14 protein-coding genes, 1 tRNA gene and 1 pseudogene are annotated in these 17,734 nt (G+C 72.1%); 4 read left to right on the top strand and 12 right to left on the bottom strand.

Annotated features, from left to right (window positions below):
• Positions 1-17 precede the first annotated feature (17 nt).
• From ACZ7OY_RS40720 to ACZ7OY_RS40710, 3 genes and pseudogenes are all read right to left on the bottom strand, one after another.
• Positions 18-278 (bottom strand): annotated as a pseudogene (locus tag ACZ7OY_RS40720) (site-specific integrase); the annotation flags it as partial.
• Positions 279-592: 314 nt separating this feature from the next.
• A tRNA-Ser gene (locus ACZ7OY_RS40715) sits at positions 593-687 on the bottom strand.
• 891 nt (positions 688-1,578) lie between these two features.
• Positions 1,579-2,163 (bottom strand): flavodoxin family protein, encoded by a 585-nt coding sequence (locus tag ACZ7OY_RS40710; RefSeq protein ID WP_472250576.1) that lies wholly within the window; start codon positions 2,161-2,163, stop codon positions 1,579-1,581.
• Between the two features lie 135 nt (positions 2,164-2,298).
• Between ACZ7OY_RS40710 and ACZ7OY_RS40705 the strand changes: the two genes are divergently transcribed.
• Positions 2,299-2,700: a winged helix-turn-helix transcriptional regulator gene (locus ACZ7OY_RS40705; RefSeq protein WP_472250575.1), complete on the top strand. Its 402-nt coding sequence runs from the start codon at positions 2,299-2,301 to the stop codon at positions 2,698-2,700.
• Here ACZ7OY_RS40705 and mutM read toward each other — a convergent pair.
• The 8 genes from mutM to recG all read right to left on the bottom strand — a co-directional run bounded on the left by mutM (position 2,673) and on the right by recG (position 10,294).
• Positions 2,673-3,533, bottom strand: a complete 861-nt coding sequence (gene mutM, locus ACZ7OY_RS40700; RefSeq protein WP_472250574.1) for a bifunctional DNA-formamidopyrimidine glycosylase/DNA-(apurinic or apyrimidinic site) lyase — start codon at positions 3,531-3,533, stop codon at positions 2,673-2,675. The genes ACZ7OY_RS40705 and mutM overlap by 28 nt on opposite strands.
• Before the next feature lie 76 nt (positions 3,534-3,609).
• Positions 3,610-4,425, bottom strand: a complete 816-nt coding sequence (rnc, locus tag ACZ7OY_RS40695; RefSeq protein ID WP_472250573.1) for a ribonuclease III — start codon at positions 4,423-4,425, stop codon at positions 3,610-3,612.
• A gap of 19 nt (positions 4,426-4,444) precedes the next feature.
• On the bottom strand, positions 4,445-4,618 hold the full coding sequence (rpmF, locus tag ACZ7OY_RS40690; RefSeq protein WP_003951102.1) for a 50S ribosomal protein L32: 174 nt from the start codon (positions 4,616-4,618) through the stop codon (positions 4,445-4,447).
• A gap of 2 nt (positions 4,619-4,620) precedes the next feature.
• Positions 4,621-5,265 carry a YceD family protein gene (locus tag ACZ7OY_RS40685; RefSeq protein WP_472250607.1) on the bottom strand — a complete coding sequence of 215 codons (645 nt, stop codon included), beginning with the start codon at positions 5,263-5,265 and terminating at the stop codon, positions 4,621-4,623.
• Positions 5,266-5,427: 162 nt separating this feature from the next.
• Entirely contained in the window at positions 5,428-6,537 is a 1,110-nt protein-coding gene (locus ACZ7OY_RS40680; protein WP_472250572.1) for a cell division initiation protein, read from the bottom strand.
• A 132-nt stretch (positions 6,538-6,669) separates the two neighbouring features.
• A complete protein-coding gene (coaD, locus tag ACZ7OY_RS40675; protein ID WP_472250606.1) occupies positions 6,670-7,149 on the bottom strand; it encodes a pantetheine-phosphate adenylyltransferase in 480 nt (159 codons plus the stop codon).
• Between the two features lie 26 nt (positions 7,150-7,175).
• The gene (rsmD, locus tag ACZ7OY_RS40670) at positions 7,176-7,763 is read right to left on the bottom strand and encodes a 16S rRNA (guanine(966)-N(2))-methyltransferase RsmD (RefSeq protein WP_472250571.1); all 588 of its coding nucleotides are present in this window, start codon (positions 7,761-7,763) and stop codon (positions 7,176-7,178) included.
• A gap of 317 nt (positions 7,764-8,080) precedes the next feature.
• Entirely contained in the window at positions 8,081-10,294 is a 2,214-nt protein-coding gene (gene recG / locus ACZ7OY_RS40665) for an ATP-dependent DNA helicase RecG (RefSeq protein WP_472250570.1), read from the bottom strand.
• A gap of 168 nt (positions 10,295-10,462) precedes the next feature.
• Between recG and ACZ7OY_RS40660 the strand changes: the two genes are divergently transcribed.
• Together ACZ7OY_RS40660 and ACZ7OY_RS40655 are read left to right on the top strand one after the other, a co-directional pair.
• The gene (locus ACZ7OY_RS40660) at positions 10,463-12,292 is read left to right on the top strand and encodes an HSP90 family protein (RefSeq protein ID WP_472250569.1); all 1,830 of its coding nucleotides are present in this window, start codon (positions 10,463-10,465) and stop codon (positions 12,290-12,292) included.
• Entirely contained in the window at positions 12,289-15,291 is a 3,003-nt protein-coding gene (locus ACZ7OY_RS40655) for a tetratricopeptide repeat protein (protein WP_472250568.1), read from the top strand. Before ACZ7OY_RS40660 ends, ACZ7OY_RS40655 begins: the two co-directional genes overlap by 4 nt.
• Before the next feature lie 51 nt (positions 15,292-15,342).
• Here ACZ7OY_RS40655 and ACZ7OY_RS40650 read toward each other — a convergent pair whose 3' ends face one another.
• Positions 15,343-17,190, bottom strand: coding sequence for a DAK2 domain-containing protein (locus ACZ7OY_RS40650; protein WP_472250567.1), 1,848 nt, complete (start codon positions 17,188-17,190; stop codon positions 15,343-15,345).
• Between the two features lie 247 nt (positions 17,191-17,437).
• Between ACZ7OY_RS40650 and rpmB the strand changes: the two genes are divergently transcribed.
• On the top strand, positions 17,438-17,623 hold the full coding sequence (gene rpmB / locus ACZ7OY_RS40645; RefSeq protein ID WP_004924906.1) for a 50S ribosomal protein L28: 186 nt from the start codon (positions 17,438-17,440) through the stop codon (positions 17,621-17,623).
• Positions 17,624-17,734 lie beyond the last annotated feature (111 nt).

Genomic DNA, 17,734 nt, shown 5'->3' with positions numbered 1-17,734 from the left:
AAGCGCAGGTCAGAGGCCTAAGAACCCTCTGGGGCCGTCTCGGGGCCGTCAGCCGGAGGTTCGTCCGGGAGGACGCGGTCCACGGCGGCCCGGGTGCGGGTCCCGCTCGACGGCATCAGGTGGGTGTAGGTCCGCAGCGTGAACCCGGGATCGTGGCGACCGAGGTATTCGCCGAGTGCCTTGATGCTCTCCCCCGCGTCCAGGAGCACCGAGGCGTAGAAGTGCCTCAGTGCGCGCATCCCGTTGTCCCGCCCGGTCGCGACCTCGGCAGCCCGAAGCGACCGGAATGACCATCGCTGACCGAACTGGCTGGAGCTACGGATCAGAAGGTTCTGACATCCACGGCTGACATCAACGACGCCGGACGGGGGTGGCCACCGACAACCCTGTCCGGCCGTCGCGCCAGTCGACTACGGCGTCCGAAGCGGGATCGAACCGAACTCCTAAAGCGGTGATCGGCCGCAGCTCGTGCCCTTCGTGTGCCCGGTCCGGCGGGAATCCACGGAGCACACTGAGCAGTCACGGCGGCAGGACACGAGAGCGGCCCCCGACCTTTCAACCAGGTCAGGGGCCGTTCTTGCTGCTCTCAGCGCGAAGGTGGTGGGATTTGAACCCACGGTGACATCGCTGCCACGACGGTTTTCAAGACCGTGGGAGCACGGCTTGCCGACGCAGTCCCCACGCCCTGAACCGGCCACTCACGAAGATGCCGACGCCGACGGACAGTGCAATCAGCAGAATCGAAGCCCCGCCGTCAAAGGTCACGTGGCCGCCACGGGCTGCCAATGACCCCAGAAAGACGACGAGCCCAGTGAGAGTCACGGCCGCCACGGCAAGGAAGACCGCCATTTCAGCCCACCACATTGCCTGCGTCGGTCGAGTTGTCATGGCGTAGTTGTACCTCACGCCTTCCTGTCGTACAGCAGCGAGGTACAGCAACCATCGCGACCGGAGTCGACCGTCAGCAGTCCCGCATGACCGTCTGACCAGCCGAGCAGACTCAGCGACCGTCCCGCCCGTAGCTCGCGTCGAGGGGCACGCCACGACACCGCGCTCGGGCCGTCTCTGGGCCGTGCGGGGGTGCTCGACGACGACCAACGCCGACAACCACCGACAGCTGAGTCGCAGGTCGCAGCGTTGATCAATTACGTAGTCGCAGGCTGGGGACCCGGCCCTTCACTTCTTCGGCTACTGAGATAACCGCAGGTCAGAGCCCTAGGAGTCGTCTGGGGCCGACCCGAGGCAACAGCCGGATTGCTCGCCTGGCTGCCTACACCCCGGCAAGCCGAAACGGTCCGACGGTCCCGAACAACCGGACCACCGGACCACCGGACCGCTGTGAGAGATCATGATCCGGTCGTTGTGCACCACCGGACAGGACGTCTTCTGCTCGGTGTCCTTGGTCTTGACCTGAACTCCGCAGAAGGGCGAATCGTCCCAGTCCATCTGGCTGACGTTGCTGAGTACGGGGATGTTGTCGCCCCCGCCGTTGCCCTGGGGGTCAGCGCCGGTCACCCCGATGCCGGCCCTCCGGCCGTACGAATCACGAAGCTGCCGGACGAACCGAGCGGTCCCAGGTCAGGCGGCTGCTCGGCCCTGGAGGAAGGTCCGGGCGGTTTCGGCGACCCGGCGGCCCAGGTGTTCCGCGGTTGCGAGGTCGGCCTTGTGCACGGCTTCCGGGCCCGCGTCGACGTTCGTCTGGGCGGCGGCGCCCGCGAAGACGCCGAGGCGGTTGAGGTCGTACTCGGAGGCCGTGCTGCTGTTCCAGCCGGGGAGCAGACCGAGGTTGACCCAGTTCATGCCGTGCTGGGCGGCGAGGATCTGGAAGAACTGGAGGGTGTGCAGCTTGTCGCCGCTCTTGGAGCCGGAGTTGGTGAAGCCGGCCGCCAGCTTGTCCTTCCAGTCCTGCCCGAACCAGCGCTTCGAGGACGCCTCGGCGAAGACATGGAAGGCGCCGGACGCGGTGCCCATGTAGGTCGGCGAGCCGAACACGATCGCGTCGGAGCCGTCGAGCGTCTCCCACTGTGCGTCGGTGATCTCGTCGACCTTGATCAGGTGCACCTCGGCGCCGGCCCCGGCTGCCCCGGCCCGCACGGCCTCGGCGAGGAGGGCCGTGTGGCCGTAGCCGGAGTGGTAGGCGATGGAGACAACGGGCGTGGTCATGTGACGTACTCCTCGAAAGACATAGGGATGCCCGGTGGAGCGGCAGCGCAGCTCACAAGCACTGAAAAAAGGAAAGCACTAACCAGGAGTTAGTGCAACCTGTTCGTCAGCGCTGAGCGCGCGTAAGCTGCAGATATGAACAGCACGCAGGAGAGCGCGGAGGACCGGCACCTCCCGTACGACGTGTTCGCCAAGGCGTGTCCCTCGCGCGGGACGCTGGAGCACGTCACGGGACGCTGGGGCGGGCTCACGCTCGGCGCGCTGTGCGAGGGCTCGCTGCGGTTCAACGAGCTGCGCCGCCGGGTGGACGGCGTGAGCGAGAAGATGCTCTCCCAGACGCTGCACGCGCTGGAGCGCGACGGCCTGGTGCTGCGCGAGGCACAGCCGACCAACCCGCCGCGGGTGGACTACGAACTGACGCCGCTGGGCCACGAGGTCGCCCAGCGGCTGCTGGCGCTCATCCGGGTCCTGGAGGGCGGCATGGACGACGTACTGGCGGCGCGGGAGCGCTACGACGAGACGCGCGGCGCCCGCTGACACGTCGGGCAGAAGTAGCTGGAGCGGTTCATCCAGGGGCGGCGGCGCATCGGCGTGCCGCATCGCCGGCAGGGCAGGCCCTCGCGGCCGTAGGCGTCCAGCGACCGGTCGAAGTAGCCCGACTCCCCGTTGACGTTGACGTACAGGCTGTCGAAGCTGGTGCCGCCGACCGCGAGCGCGGAGTTCATCACGTCCCGGACGTGGCCCAGGAGTTCGGCGGTGCGCGGGCGGGTGAAGCCCGAGGTGGGACGCTCGTAGTGGACGCGGGCGCGCCACAGCGCCTCGTCGGCGTAGATGTTGCCGACGCCGCTGATCAGCGACTGGTCGAGCAGCGCCCGTTTGATGGTGGTGCGCTTGCGGCGCAGGGCCTGGTGGAAGGCCTCGTCGTCGAACAGCGGATCGAGGGGGTCACGGGCGATGTGCGCGATGACGTCGGGCAGCCCGTCGGGGGTGGTGTCGTGCAGCGAAAGACCGCCGAAGGTGCGCTGGTCGACGAAGCGGAGTTCGGTGCCCTGGACGTCGGTGAAGCGGACCCGGATGCGCAGATGCTTCTCGTCCGGCGCCTCGTGCGGCTGGACCAGGAGCTGGCCGCTCATACCGAGGTGGGCCAGCACCGACTGGTCGGTGTCCTCCAGCGGCAGCCAGAGGTACTTGCCGCGGCGGCTGGGCACACCGATCCGGTGGCCCTTGAGGCGGTGGGTGAAGTCGTCCGCACCGGCCGGATGGCGGCGGACCGCACGGGGGTGCAGCACCTCGGCGTCGGCGACCGTGCGATGGGCGACCCATCGCTCCAGACCGCGCCGTACGACCTCGACCTCGGGCAACTCGGGCATGAGACCCCCCGTGACAACCGGTGTATGAGCCGAGCGCCCGCCCCGGCAGGGACGGGCGCTCGGTCGCGCTGTTCGGTCAGGCGGATGCCGACTCGGGGCCGGCTTCGACGGTCGCGGCGGCTTCCGCGGCCGCCTGCTCGGCCCGCTCGTCCGCCGCGGCCCGGATGGACCTCCAGGCGGACTCGGCGGCCTGCTGCTCCGCCTCCTTCTTGCTGCGGCCGGTGCCGGTGCCGTACGAGACGCCTCCGACGCGGGCGGCAGCAGTGAAGGTCTTCTCGTGGTCGGGACCGGTCTCCGTGACCAGGTACTCGGGCACGCCGAGCCCTTCGGTCGCGGTGAGCTCCTGGAGACTGGTCTTCCAGTCCAGGCCGGCACCGAGGTTCGAGGACTTCTCGATCAGCGGATCGAACAGGCGGTGCACCAGTTCGGAGGCCGCGTCGAGGCCCTGGTCGAGATAGACCGCGCCGATCACCGCTTCCAGGGTGTCGGCGAGGATGGACGCCTTGTCCCGGCCGCCCGTGCCCTCTTCACCCCGGCCGAGCCGGATGAAGGAACCCAGGTCGAGGCCACGGCCGACCTCCGCCAGTGCACGCGAGTTGACCACCGCGGCCCGCAGCTTGGCCAGCTGGCCCTCGGGCAGGTCGGGGTGGGTGTTGTACAGCGTGTCGGTGACGACGAGACCGAGCACGGAGTCCCCGAGGAACTCCAGGCGCTCGTTCGTCGGCAGACCGCCGTTCTCGTACGCGTACGAACGGTGGGTCAGCGCACGCACCAGAAGGGCGGACTCGAGCTTGTACCCGAGCCGCCCTTCCAACAGCGTGTGGGACGAGGCCGCTGTGTCCGCCGGACCGCCTCCGCTTGCACGGAGAGAGTGCTTCTTGGCGTCAGACATCAGACCTCTCACCAGCCGCTCAGACCTCGAGGACCTGGCGCTTGTTGTAGGTGCCGCAAGACGGGCACGCGATGTGCTGCTGCTTGGGCTCGTGGCAGCGCTCGCACGCAACCAGGGTGGGGACCGCAGCCTTCCACTGCGACCGGCGGTGGCGCGTGTTGCTGCGCGACATCTTCCGCTTCGGAACAGCCACGGCTACTTCTCCTGCTTCTCGTCGACGCCCGCTTCGGCGCCGCTCATCTCGTCCTTCTCGCCGTCTCCGAGTGAACCGGCGAGTCCCTGCAATGCCGCCCATCGGATGTCGACGGCGTCATGATGGTGGTCCGGGTCGTCCGCAAGGCGCGCACCGCACTCGGTGCACAGTCCTGGGCAGTCTTCCTGGCACACCGGCTGCATCGGCAGTGCGAGCACCACCGCATCACGCAGCACGGGTTCGAGGTCGAACAAGCCGTCCTCGATGAAGAGCCTGTCCTCGTCTTCCTCGGCGTCGTCGGCCGGTTCCGCCTTGGGGCGGCCACGGTCGTCGGCGTCAGGGTACGAGAACATCTCCTGGAAGTCCGCTTCGAGCTCCAGCCCGAGCGGCTCCAGACACCTTACGCACTCCCCCTCGGCCTGTGCACGGGCGGTGCCTGTGACAAGCACCCCTTCCATGACCGACTCGAGGCGGAGGTCGAGCTCCACCGGGGCGCCTTCCGGCACTCCGATGACCTCCGCGATCCCGAGATCACGGGGGGCGTCGATCGTGCGGGTCAGGCGCTGCTGCGCGCCAGGACGCCGCCCCAGCTCGTGTGTGTCGAACACGAGCGGGTTGCGGTGGTCGAGGCGGGTGTTCAGAGCCATTCCTGCTTTCGATCTTCTCAGCTCAGGGACGCGGCCCTTCGGTGTCGCCGGGCAGCGCGGATCGCGGACGTACACGCGACCGAAGAGCCAGGATACTGGACCTTTCGCTCTCGGCCCAATCCGGCTGCGCGCCCGGCCCGCCGGGGCGGCCGCCGCCCGGTCCTACAGGCCCCGCTCCTGCTCGTAGGCCCGCAGCTGGTCAGGGGTGATCATGCTGGTGTCGAAGAGGCTGGTCTCGTCGAGCGCGTACCCCTGGTGGTCCTGGTGGCCCTGGTGGCCCTGGTGGCCCTGGTGGCCCTGGTGCTGGTCGTACCCGCCCTGCTGGGTGTCGTAGCCCTGGAAGCCGCCGTCCTGGGCGTAGCCGGAGCCCGCGGCGTAGGGGTCCGCCTGCTGGTAGCCGTACGCGTCCTGCTGGCCGTAGCCCTGCTGCTGGTAGCCGCCGTACGGGTCCGCCTGCTGCTGGTAGTCGTACGCCGGCTGGACGGGCTGCTGGTCGTACTGCGGCTGGACGGGCTGCTGCGCGGCGGGCTGCCGGCGCGGCTCGGCCGGGGCGTCCGCGAGGGCGGCCAGGTCGGCGAGGTAGTCCGCGTCGCTGGAGTGCTGGAAGGTCGTGGTGTCGTCGGCGAGCGCGCCGAGGTCGTCGGTGGCGATCCGGCCGTGCAGTTTGGCGCGGCCCTTGCCGACGGCCTCCAGGGTCTTGGCGAGGACCGCCTCGAAGGCGCCGAGCTTGGAGTCGACGTACGCGTCGGCGTCGCGGCGCAGGGTCTCCGGGTCGTGGCTGCGCTCGGGGGCGTCCTCGTCCTCGTAGCCCTGCTCGTCCAGGCCCGGTCCGGTGCCGAGCAGCTTCTCGCGGCCGCGGCCGACCGAGCCGAGCGTCTTGGTGAGGACGACCTCGAAGTTGGCGAGCTTGGAGTCGACGTAGTCGTCGGCCTCGACGCGGACCTCCTCGGCCTCCTTGTGCGCCTCGGCGAGGATCCGGTCGGCCTCGGCCTGGGAGCGGCGGGCGATCTCGGTGTCGGAGATCAGCGAACCGCGCTCGACGTGCGCCGTCGAGATGATCCGCTCGGCCTCCTGGCGGGCCTGCTCCACCATGTGCTCGCGGTCGCCGATCAGCTCCTGGGCCTGCGCGAGGGAGCCGGGCAGCGCCTCGCGCAGCTCCTCGAGCAGGGAGAGCAGCTCGGCACGGTTGACCACGCACGAGGCCGACATCGGCATCGAACGGGCACTGGAGACCGTCGAGACGACCTCTTCGAGCTTCTTCTGCACGTCCATCGTGTGCTCGCCACTCTCTACAGCTGTGTTGGAGACGGACGGGACGACTGTACGTCCATGGGACGCGCGGCCGACACCGGATGACGGGCTGTCAGCCCAGGTGAGGGTTCCGCGCGTGCCCGGGAGTCGGGGTCAGCCCTGTCCCAGACGCCGCGTGAGCGCCTCGAAGATCGCGGGCGGGACCAGGTGCGAGACGTCGCCGCCCCAGGTCGCGACCTCCTTGACCAGGGAGGACGACAGGAAGCTGTAGGTGGGGTTGGTGGGCACGAAGAGGGTCTCGACGCCCGAGAGCCCGATGTTCATCTGGGCCATCTGGAGCTCGTAGTCGAAGTCGCTGACGGCGCGCAGCCCCTTGACGATCGCCGGGATGTCGCGCTGCTTGCAGAAGTCGACGAGGAGGCCGTGAAAGGCCTCGACCCGGACGTTGGCGTAGTCGGCGGTGACCTCACGGATGAGGTCGATCCGCTCGTCGATCTCGAACAGGCCCTTCTTGGACTTGTTGATCATGACCGCGACATAGACCTCGTCGTACAGACGGGAGGCGCGGCCAATGATGTCTAGGTGTCCGTTGGTGATGGGGTCGAACGACCCGGGACAGACGGCGCGGCGCAACTGGGTTCCCTCGCTCTCCGGTCCGGTCATCGTGCGTCTTCGCACGTAGAGGCGGCGCGACCGTACCAAAACGTGCCTTCGCCGTAGCGACGGGCCCGCAGGGCCGCGAAGCCGTCCGGCCACCGGAACTCGCCGCCTCGGGTGCTGCGCTCCACGGTGACGAGGGCTTCCGGCGCGAGCCAGCCTTCCGCGCGGAGTGTGAGCAGGATCTCGCGTAGATCGTCGTCGGAGACGGCGTACGGGGGGTCCAGGAAGACGATGTCGTACGGCTCCCCCGGCGGCGGCGACTTGATGATCTGCTCCGCTTTGCCCGATCTGACCTCGGCGCCGGGCAGCCCGAGACTCTTCACGTTCTCGCGGACCGTGCGGGCCGCGCGGGCGTCGGCCTCGACGAGCAGGGTGTGGCCCGCGCCCCGGGAGAGGGCCTCCAGGCCGACGGCGCCCGAGCCGGCGTACAGGTCGAGGACCCGCTCGCCGTCCAGCGGGCCGCCGAGCAGGGACTCCCAGGTGGACAGCAGGCCCTCGCGCGCGCGGTCGGAGGTGGGACGGGTGCCGGTGCCCGGCGGGACGGCGAGGCGGCGTCCGCCGGCGGCACCGGCGATCACGCGGGTCATCTGGGGTCCTTGTCCGTGGGGGTGCGTACGGGTTCCAGTCTGGCAGGCACCCGCACGGGGCGCGGTCCGCGGAGGGCGTACACGGCTTGCCACCGGTCCCGCCGGCTGCCTGCGGCTTGCCGCGGGTCCCGCTGTCGGCCGCCCGCCGGGGACCGGACGTGGACCGACCCGGCTCCGGGCTCCGGGCTCCGGAGGTACGGCCGGGGGCGCCGGGCGGGGCGGTGCCGGTCGGTCCCCGGGCGGGGCGGGGCGGTGGTGGTCGGTCGCGGCGGTGGGCCCGGTGTGAGCGGGCCGGCTCCGGGGCCGTCGGCCGTGGCTCAGCCCTTCTCCAGGTACTGCTCCCGTTCGTCGTCCAGCAGGGCGTCCAGGGCCGTGCGCAGTCCGGGCAGGTGCTCCAGGTCGGGGTCGGCGGCGACGACCGCGACCGCCTCCTCGCGGGCCTCGGCGATGACCTCCTCGTCCTCGATGACGGCGAGCACCCGCAGGCTGGAGCGGACGCCGGACTGGGCCTGGCCGAGGACGTCGCCCTCGCGGCGCTGTTCGAGGTCGATGCGGGAGAGCTCGAAGCCGTCCAGGGTGGAGGCCACCGCGTTCAGCCGCTGGCGGGCCGGGCTCGCCTCCGGCATCTCGCTGACCAGCAGACACAGCCCCGGGGCCGAGCCACGGCCGACGCGGCCGCGCAGCTGGTGCAGCTGCGAGACGCCGAACCGGTCGGCGTCCATGATCACCATGGCGGTGGCGTTCGGCACGTTCACGCCGACCTCGATCACGGTCGTGGCGACCAGGACGTCCGTGTCGCCGGCGGCGAAGCGGCGCATGACGGCGTCCTTGTCGTCCGGTGCCATCCGGCCGTGCAGCACCTCCACCGTGAGCCCCTGGAGGGGCCCGCGGGCCAGCTGCGCGGCCACGTCGAGCACGGCGAGCGGGGGCCGCTTCTCCGCCTCGTCCTCGGGGGACTTCTTCTTCTTGGCCTTGGGGTCGTCCTCCTCGTCGCCGATGCGCGGGCAGACGACGTACGCCTGGTGGCCGTTGCCCACCTCCTCGCGCACCCGCTCCCAGGCGCGGGCCAGGAAGTGGGGTTTCTCGGCGGCCGGCACGACATGGCTGGCGATGGGCGAGCGGCCGGCCGGGAGCTGGTCCAGGACGGAGGTCTCCAGATCGCCGAAGACGGTCATCGCGACGGTCCGCGGGATGGGCGTGGCGGTCATGACGAGCAGGTGCGGCGGCTGTTTGCCGCGGCCGCGCAGGGCGTCGCGCTGCTCGACCCCGAACCGGTGCTGCTCGTCCACGACGACCAGTCCGAGGTCGTGGAACTGGACCTTGTCCTCGATCAGCGCATGGGTGCCGATCACGATCCCGGCCTCGCCGGTGACCAGGTCGAGCAGCGCCTGCCGTCGCGCGGCCGCCCCCATGGACCCGGTGAGCAGCACCACCTTGGTGGCCCGCTCGGCGCCGCCGAGCATGCCGCCCTCGGCGAGCTCGCCCATCATCTCGGTGATCGAGCGGTGGTGCTGCTGGGCGAGCACCTCGGTGGGCGCGAGCATCGCGGCCTGGCCGCCCGCGTCGACCACGGCGAGCATGGCGCGCAGCGCGACCATGGTCTTCCCGGAACCGACCTCCCCCTGGAGCAGCCGGTGCATCGGGTGGTCGGTGGCGAGGTCGTCGAAGATCTCCTTGGAGACCTTGAGCTGGCCGTCGGTGAGGGTGAACGGGAGCCGGTCGTCGAAGGCGGTGAGCAGGCCGTCGTCGGCGGGTCTGCGGGGGACGGCGGGAAGCTGGGCGTCGGCGTACCTGCGGCGGGCCAGGGCCACCTGGAGGACGAAGGCCTCGTCCCACTTCAGGCGGGCGCGGGCGTCGGCGATGTCCGCCTTGGTGTGCGGGCGGTGGATCTTCAGCAGGGCCTCGGGGAGGGAGACCAGGCCACGGCCCTCGCGCAGGGAGTCGGGAAGCGGGTCCAGGGCCTCCTGGGCGCTGGGCAGGACGGTCTGGACGGCCTTGCCGATCTTCCAGGACTCCAGCTTGGCGGTGGCGGGGTAGAGCGGGATGAGGGCGCCGGCCCAGGTCTCGACCGTCTCCTCGGCGCCGTCGCCGTCGCCGCGCAGCAGTTCGTAGGCCGGGTGCATGAGTTGCACGCGACGGTTGAAGACGGAGACTTTACCCGCGAACATCGCGCGGGTGCCCGGCAGCAGTTCCTTGTGCGGCTTGTGGACTCCGCTGCGGAAGAAGACCAGTTGGAGTCGCCCGCTGCCGTCCGTGATGGTCACCTCCAGCCGCTGGCCCTTCCCGCGGGGCTCCTTGGGGGCGGCGTACGTGATCAGCCGGGCGTCGGCGACCTGGGCCACCACGGTGACGTGCTCGTCCATGGGGAGGTCGGCGAGCTGGGTGAGCTGGCCGCGCTCCTCGTATCTGCGCGGGTAGTGGTGCAGCAGGTCGCCGACGGTGTGCAGGCCGAGGTGCTCGGCCATCACCTTCGCGGTGGCGGGGCCGAGCACCCTTTTCAGGGGTTCTTGCAGTGCGGGCACGAGATCCATTGCACACCACCCCACTGACATTGCCGTAGAGGTGTCGGGAATCCGCTGGTCAGGCGGGCTGTTCGGGCTCTAGGATGACGCGCTCCGGCCATCCCCCGCGGTCACTGCCCCACCGGGACCGCCCGACCCCGCGCCATGGAGACTCCCCCAGCCCGCGGCGCTGCGACGATGGACTCCCAGACCTCACAGTCATCCCAGGCATCCCAGTCACCTCATACGTTCCAGGTCGACCTGCGTGGTCTGGTCGACCTGCTGTCTCATCACCTCTACTCCAGTCCCAAGGTCTACCTGCGCGAGCTGCTGCAGAACGCGGTGGACGCGATCACCGCCCGGCGGGCCGAGCAGCCCGACGCCCCCGCCCGCGTGCGGCTGTTCGCCGAGGGCGGCGCCCTGCGGGTCGAGGACTCCGGGATCGGGCTCACCGAGGCCGATGTGCACAACCTGCTGGCCACCATCGGGCGCAGCTCCAAGCGGGCCGACGGTCTCCAGGAGGCACGCTCCGACTTCCTCGGGCAGTTCGGCATCGGTCTGCTGGCCTGTTTCGTGGTCGCCGAGCGGATCCGGGTGGTCAGCCGCAGCGCCCGCACCCCGCACGCCCCGCCGGTGGAGTGGACGGCGGCCGACGACGGTTCGTACACCGTGCGCACGCTGCCGGACGAGGCCCGCCCCGAGCCGGGCACCACCGTGCACCTGGTGGCGCGGGCCGGGGCCGGGGAGTGGCTGACCGAGGCGCGCGTCCTGGCGCTGGCGCGGGACTTCGGGTCGCTGCTGCCGTACGACGTGCGGGTGGGCGACGAGGCGGTGACCGATCTGCCGGCGCCGTGGGACCGGCCGTACCCGTCCCCCGCCGCGCGGCGGGTGGCCCTGGCCCGGCACTGTCACGGGCTGTTCGGGTTCACCCCGCTGGACTCGGTCGACCTGGACGTGCCGCTGGCCGGGATCCGCGGGGTGGCGTACGTGCTGCCGTCGGCGGTCAGTCCGGCGCAGCGGGCCGGTCATCGCGTCCACCTCAAGGGCATGCTGCTGACCGAGCGGGGCGAGCAACTGCTGCCCGACTGGGCCTTCTTCGTGCGCTGTGTGCTGGACACGGACAGTCTGCGGCCCACGGCCTCGCGCGAGTCGCTGTACGAGGACGAGACGCTGGCCGCGGTGCGCGAGGCGCTCGGTGAGCGGATCCGGGCGTGGCTGACCGGGCTGGCGGCCGGTGATCCGGAGCGGCTGGCGGCCTTCCTGTCCGTGCACTACCTGGGTGTGAAGGCGCTGGCCCGGCACGACGCCGAGATGCTGCGCACGATGCTGCCGTGGCTGCCGTTCGAGACGACGGACGGACGGCTGTCCCTGGAGGAGTTCGCGCAGCGGCACCCGGTGGTCCACTTCACCCGGACCGTCGAGGAGTACCGCCAGGTCGCGCCGATCGCCTCCGCGCAGGGCGTGGGCGTGATCAACGGCGGTTACACGTACGACAGCGAACTCGTCGAGGCGCTGCCGTCGGTGCGGCCGGGCACGGTGGTCGCCGAGCTGGACGCGGACACCGTGACGGCACATCTGGACGCCGTCGACCCGGCCGAGGAGCTGGCGCTCGCGGGTTTCCTGGCGGCCGCGCGGGCGAAGCTGGACCCGCTGGGCTGCGATGTCGTGCTGCGCGCCTTCCATCCGCTGTCCGTGCCCGCGCTGCACCTGGACGACCGGGCGGCCCGGCACGAGCAGGCGCGGGCGGAGGCCGAGGAGCAGGCCGACGACCTGTGGGCGGGCATCCTCGGTTCGCTGCGCGGCAGCGCCCCGCGGGCGAAGCTGGTGCTCAACCACCTCAACCCGCTCATCCGGCGCATCAGTTCGCTGCGGGACGCCGAGCTGATCGGGACCGCCACGGAGTCCCTGTACGGACAGGCGCTGCTGATGGCGCAGCGCCCGTTGCGGCCCGCCGACTCGGCGCTGCTGAACCGGGCGTTCATCGGCCTGCTGGAGTGGGCCACCCACGGCGAGGAGGGCCGGCGATGAGCGGTATCACGGACTTCGACTCGCTGCGCCGGGCGATGGCGGAGAACGGCGGGCAGCCGGAGGGCCCGGCCCGCAACGCGCGCGCGGAGGAGCTGCTGGTCGAGGCGGAGCGGCTGAACATCCCGCTCGCGGTGGTCGAGGCGCTCGGACACCAGCTGAAGGTGTACAACTACAGCTCCGAGAAGGACAAGATGTTCGTCCCCTTCGCGCGGCTGCTGCGCATGTGGGACGAACGGCCCGAGGACTTCGACGAGTACGAGACCCATTCGCTGCACTGGGTCTTCAAGTGGATGTCGGCGGGCATGCTGGACCAGCCGCACATCCCGCTCGCCTCCGTCGAGAAGTGGCTCGGCGAGATGGAGCGCCGCTACCGGCTGGCCGGACACTCCGAACGGGCGGTGCGCAGCGCTGAGTTCAGCGTGGCCGCGCATGTCGGTGATCTCGACCGGGCCGAGCGGGCGCACGCCGCCTGGCTGGCCGCCGACCGGGACGACATGGCCGACTGCCACGCGTGCGAGCTGCACGGTCAGGGCTGGTGGGAGGCGGAGCGGGGCCGGGACGCCGAGGCGGTCCGGCTGTGGGGTCCGGTCCTGGACGGCGAGTTCTCCTGCGCCCACGAACCGCACACCGTCCTGGCCTCCTCCCTGCTGCCCCTGCTGCGTCTGGGCCGCCTCGACGAGGCGCGCGCCAACCATCTGCGCGGCTTCCGGCTCGTGCGGTCCATGGAGAGCATGCGGGACGCGTACGCGGACCACGTGGAGTTCTGCGCGCTGACCGGCAACGAGGCGCGCGGTCTGGAGCTGCTGGCGGAGCGCCCGGCGTACTTCACGGACGGCGGGCAGCCGCGCAGCCGGCTGGAGTTCATGGCCGTGGTGGCCCTGCTCATGGACCGCCTCACCCTGCTCGGGCTCGGGGACGAGCGGGTGCCGGGGCCGGCGGGCCGGACCTGGACGGCGTCCGCGCTGGCGGACCACGCGCGCGAGGAGGCCCTGGCGCTCGCCGGGCGCTTCGACGCGCGCAACGGCACGTCGTACGTCAGCGACCGGGCCCGCGCCCGGATGGCACGGCGCCCGCTGGTGGAGCGGCTGCCGCTGGGGGTGCGCGGCACCCGGCCGACGACGGCCGGCGCGCCCGTGGCGGCACCGACGGCCGGACAGCCGGAGGCTGCGGACCTCGGCGCGCTGCTGGCCGAGGCGCGACGGCTGTCGGACGCGTTGCAGCCGGACGCCGTGGAGGCGTGGGCCGCGGTCTCCCGGGCCGCCGGGGACGTCGAGCTGGACGCGCGCGACCGTGCGGAGATCGCCGACCACGAGGCGATGGCCGCGGGCCCCGAGGGCGCCGAGCCGTTCGAACGCGCAGCCGTGCTGTACGCGGAGGCGGGCGATCCCGGGGAGGCACTGGCGGCGCGCACGCGCGCGGCGTACGTACGCGCCCTGACCGGTGCGCCGGACGAGGCGGCCGCCGCGGTCGAGGAGCCGTACGACGAGGTGCTCGCGCTCTACGCGCAGGACGCCACGGGCGTACGGCAGACGGCGTCCGTGCTGATGGGCCGGGCGCGCATCCTGATGCAGCGGGTGCACGCGAGCGACGGGCCGCCGCCGGAACCGGTCCTGGCCGCGGCCGAGTCGGCCGCGCGGGAGGTGCTGGCGCTCGTCGGCGGGCGCACGCGGGACGACGTACGGCTCGCCTCGCGGGCCGCCGAGTCGCAGGCGATACTCGCCGAGCTGGCGGCGCTCACCGGAGACGCCCGCACGGCCGCGGAGCTGTTCACGAAGGCCGCCGCGGCGTTCGTCGCGGCCGGACTGCCGTGGTTCGCGGTGGAGTACGAGGCCCGGCTGGCCGCGCTGGCCCACCAGCTGGGCGACATCGTGGAGGCGGAGCGCGCGCTGCGGGCCGCCCTGGAGCACGGCGAGGCGCATCTGGAGGCGGTCGGGCGGGCCCAGCTGCACCTTCAGCTCGCCGAGGTCGTCGGTGGCCGGGGGCAGGCCGAGGAGGCGGCCGAGCACGCCCTGGAGGCGGCGCACTGGGCCGACGAGGCGGGTCAGGGACCGTCGCTGGGCGCCTGGGCCCGGCATCTGCTCGGCGGTTTCCTGCTGCGGCAGGGGCGGTGGGCCGAGGCCGCCGAGGTGCTGGAGTCCGCGCTGCCCGACCTGAGCGCCGAGACGCACGGTGACGGCGCGATCGTGCAGACGCAGTGGTGGCTCGGCGACTGTCTGAGCGAGCTCGGCGAGCACCGGGCGGCGGCCGAACGCCGGCTCCAGGCCGCCGAGATCGCCCGGCACTGGCCCGAGCAGCACGATCACGCCACGCTCGCCCATCTCGCGGCCGAGAACCTGGGGCACGCGGGACTGCCCGCCGAGGCGGACCGGGCGTACACGCGCGCGGGCGATCTGTGGCAGGCCCTCGGCAACGTGCACGGTCTGGTACGCGCCCTGCGCGCCCGCGCGTGGCTCGCGCTGCGCGCCGATGCCGGAGCGGACGGGGCGGGAGCGGACAAGGCGGGTGCGGACCGGGCGCGGGAGCTGATGACGGACGCGCTGCACGCGTGCGAGACGGCTCTGCAGGCGGCGGACGACGAGGAGGCGCGGGTGCGGCTGGTCACCGAGCTCGGCCACACCCACCGGCAGTTCGGCGATCTGCTGGCCCGCTCCGTGGTGGAGGACGCGGGGGACGAGTCCATCCACGGCGTGTTCGAGGAGGCGCTGTCCCAGCTGGCGGAGGCCGTCGTCGTGTTCGGTTCGCTGGGTCCCGTGGCCCGGCACAGCCGCACGGCGGCCCAGCTCGCCGCGGGCTGGCTGGAGGCCGACCTCGGCCGTCCGGCGGACGCGGCCGCACGCGCGCGTGCGGTGCTGGCGGCGTACTCCGGCTCCGTCGACGCCGCCGACGGGCAGGCCGAAGGCGCCCCCGACGGGACTGCCGACGAGGACGAGACGGCACGGTCACGGTGCGCGGAGGCGGGACAGCTCCTCCAGGTCCTGGAGGAGCAGGCGGCGAAGTAGTCCGCGCCGGGGCGGTGGGGCGATCCACCGCCCCACCGTTCAACCGTTCGGTCACTCCACGCCGATGAGCAGCAGCGATCCCTGTCGGCCACCTCGGTAGACGACCGTGTCGACGGCGAGGTAGGCCTCCCGCACCCGCGCCTGGAGGTGCTCGGCGACGGCCTCCGGCACCTCGTCGCCGAGGACGATGGTGACGAGTTCACCGCCCGCCTGGAGCATCCGGTCCAGCACGGTCCCGGCGATCTCCGCGACGTCCGATCCGATCACGGCCACGTCGCCCTCGACGAGACCGAGGACGTCACCCGCCTGGCAGATGCCGGCCATGGTCCAGGACTGGCGTTCGGCGACGGTCAGCTCGGCGTAGCGGGTGGCGCCGGCCGCCGAGGTCATGGCGACGACGTCCTCGTCGAAGCGGCGGTCGGGCTCGTGAACGGCGAGCGCGGCGATGCCCTGGACCGCGGAGCGGGTCGGGATCAACGCCACCCGGATGCCCTCCGCCCTGGCCTGCTCCGCCGCCGCGGCCGCGGTGTGGCGCAGGTCGGCGTCGTTCGGGAGCAGGACGACCTCGCGCGCGTGGGCGCGGCGCACGGCCTCGACCAGTTCGCCGCTCGCGGGCGGCTCCCCCGGCCGGGCGAGCACGGTGGTGGCCCCCGACTCGGCGTACAGCCCGGCCAGGCCCTCGCCGGGCACGACGGCCACCACGGCACGCTGGACCCGCTCCCGGGGCGGCCGCCCGGCGGCGCGGGTGTGCGCGTCTCCGACGCCGAAGTGGGTGATCCGGATCCGGTGCGGCCGTCCGGCCTCGACGCCCGCCTCCACGGCGGCACCCGCGTCGTCGACGTGCACGTGGACGTTCCACAGTCCGTCGCCGCCGACCACGACTAGCGAGTCCCCGAGGGCGTCGAGCCGGTCCCGCAGCCGTGCGACGGCAGCGTCGTCGGCCTCCAGCAGGTAGATCACCTCGAAGGCGGGGCCGCCGTCCTCCGCGGCCTCGGACCGGTCCGCGCACGGCACGTCGTCGCCCCCGGCGGCCTCGGAGGCAGTGGCAGTGCCGGTCGCGGCAGGCACGGCAGCAGGGGTGGGAGCGCCGGCGTCGGCCGGAGCACGGTCGGCCGGGGCGACGGCCGGGGCCGCCGGGGTCTCGCCCGTCAGCGTCTCGACCAGTGCCCCGAGCACCGCGACCAGCCCGCGCCCACCGGCGTCGACCACTCCGGCCCGCTCCAGGACGGCCAGCTGGCCCGGGGTCGCGGCCAGCGCCGCCCGCGCTCCCTCGTAGGCCGCACGCGCGACCGTCCCGCAGTCGTCCTCGGCCCCCTCGGCCGCGTCCGCGGCGGCGGAGGCGACCGACAGCACCGTGCCCTCGACCGGGTGGGCCACGGCGTGCCGGGCGGAGTCGGCCGCGTGCCGCAGGGCCAGCCGCAGCCCTCGCGCGTCGGTGTGAGCGGCCTCGCCGTCCGCGGCGAAGACCTGTGCCATACCGCGCAGCAGCTGCGCGACGATCGTCCCGGAGTTGCCACGCGCCCCGATCAGGGCCCCGTGCGCCATCGCGCGCGCGGCCTCGGCCAGGGACGGCGACAGCGCAGGCCCGGCGACCGGGTAGACACCGGCGGCGCCTTCGGCCTGCCCGTCGGCGGCGCCGTCGCCGTCGGCGCCGGAGCCGGTCGCGGTCCCGGCCGCGTGTCCCGCGGACGCAGTCTCGTGCCCCAGGAACACCGCCTCGACCGCCGCGACGGCCGACTCCACGGTCAGATACAGGTTGGTGCCGGTGTCCCCGTCCGCGACGGGGTAGACATTGATCGCGTCGATCTCCTCGCGCGCGCGTCCCAGCGCCTGCAACGCGAGACCGCACCAGGTACGCACCGCGAGAGCATCGAAGAATGTCTGCGGCACCTGCGGCACCTGCGCCTCCTTGAGCTGCTGGACTGGGACGCAGCGTAGACCCAGGACCGGTGTCCGCCGGAAGAGGGCCGGGGGCGGACCCTCGGGCAGCCATGGTAGTTTCGTTGTACTGGCGCAGTCGTTGTATGCTGCTCCGGTTGCCCGATCCCATCGGGCTCTCCTCCCGGCACCGCCACTCAGATCCTCGATCCTGATCCCGGCACGCCGGGATCATCCGTAAGTGCATCTGAAGTCTTTGGAGTGACCCGTGGCTGCCAACTGCGACGTCTGCGGCAAGGGGCCGGGCTTCGGCAACAACATCTCGCACTCGCACCGCCGTACGCCGCGCCGCTGGAACCCCAACATCCAGCGCGTGCGTACCGTGGTCGGCGGGACGCCGAAGCGCGTGAACGCTTGCACCTCGTGCATCAAGGCCGGCAAGGTCTCGCGCTGACGCTCATCCCCCATATCCCGGGTTCGTCCGGGACGGGGGGAACCCCATCATGCGCGGCCACTGCTGGTTCGCCGTGAAAAGCCGGTCTACTCTCGGGTAGGTCGGCTTTTT

This window comes from Streptomyces sp. NPDC107559 (assembly GCF_055657365.1).
Note: the sequence above shows the minus strand (reverse complement) of the source record. Positions and strands in the feature narration are given on the sequence as shown.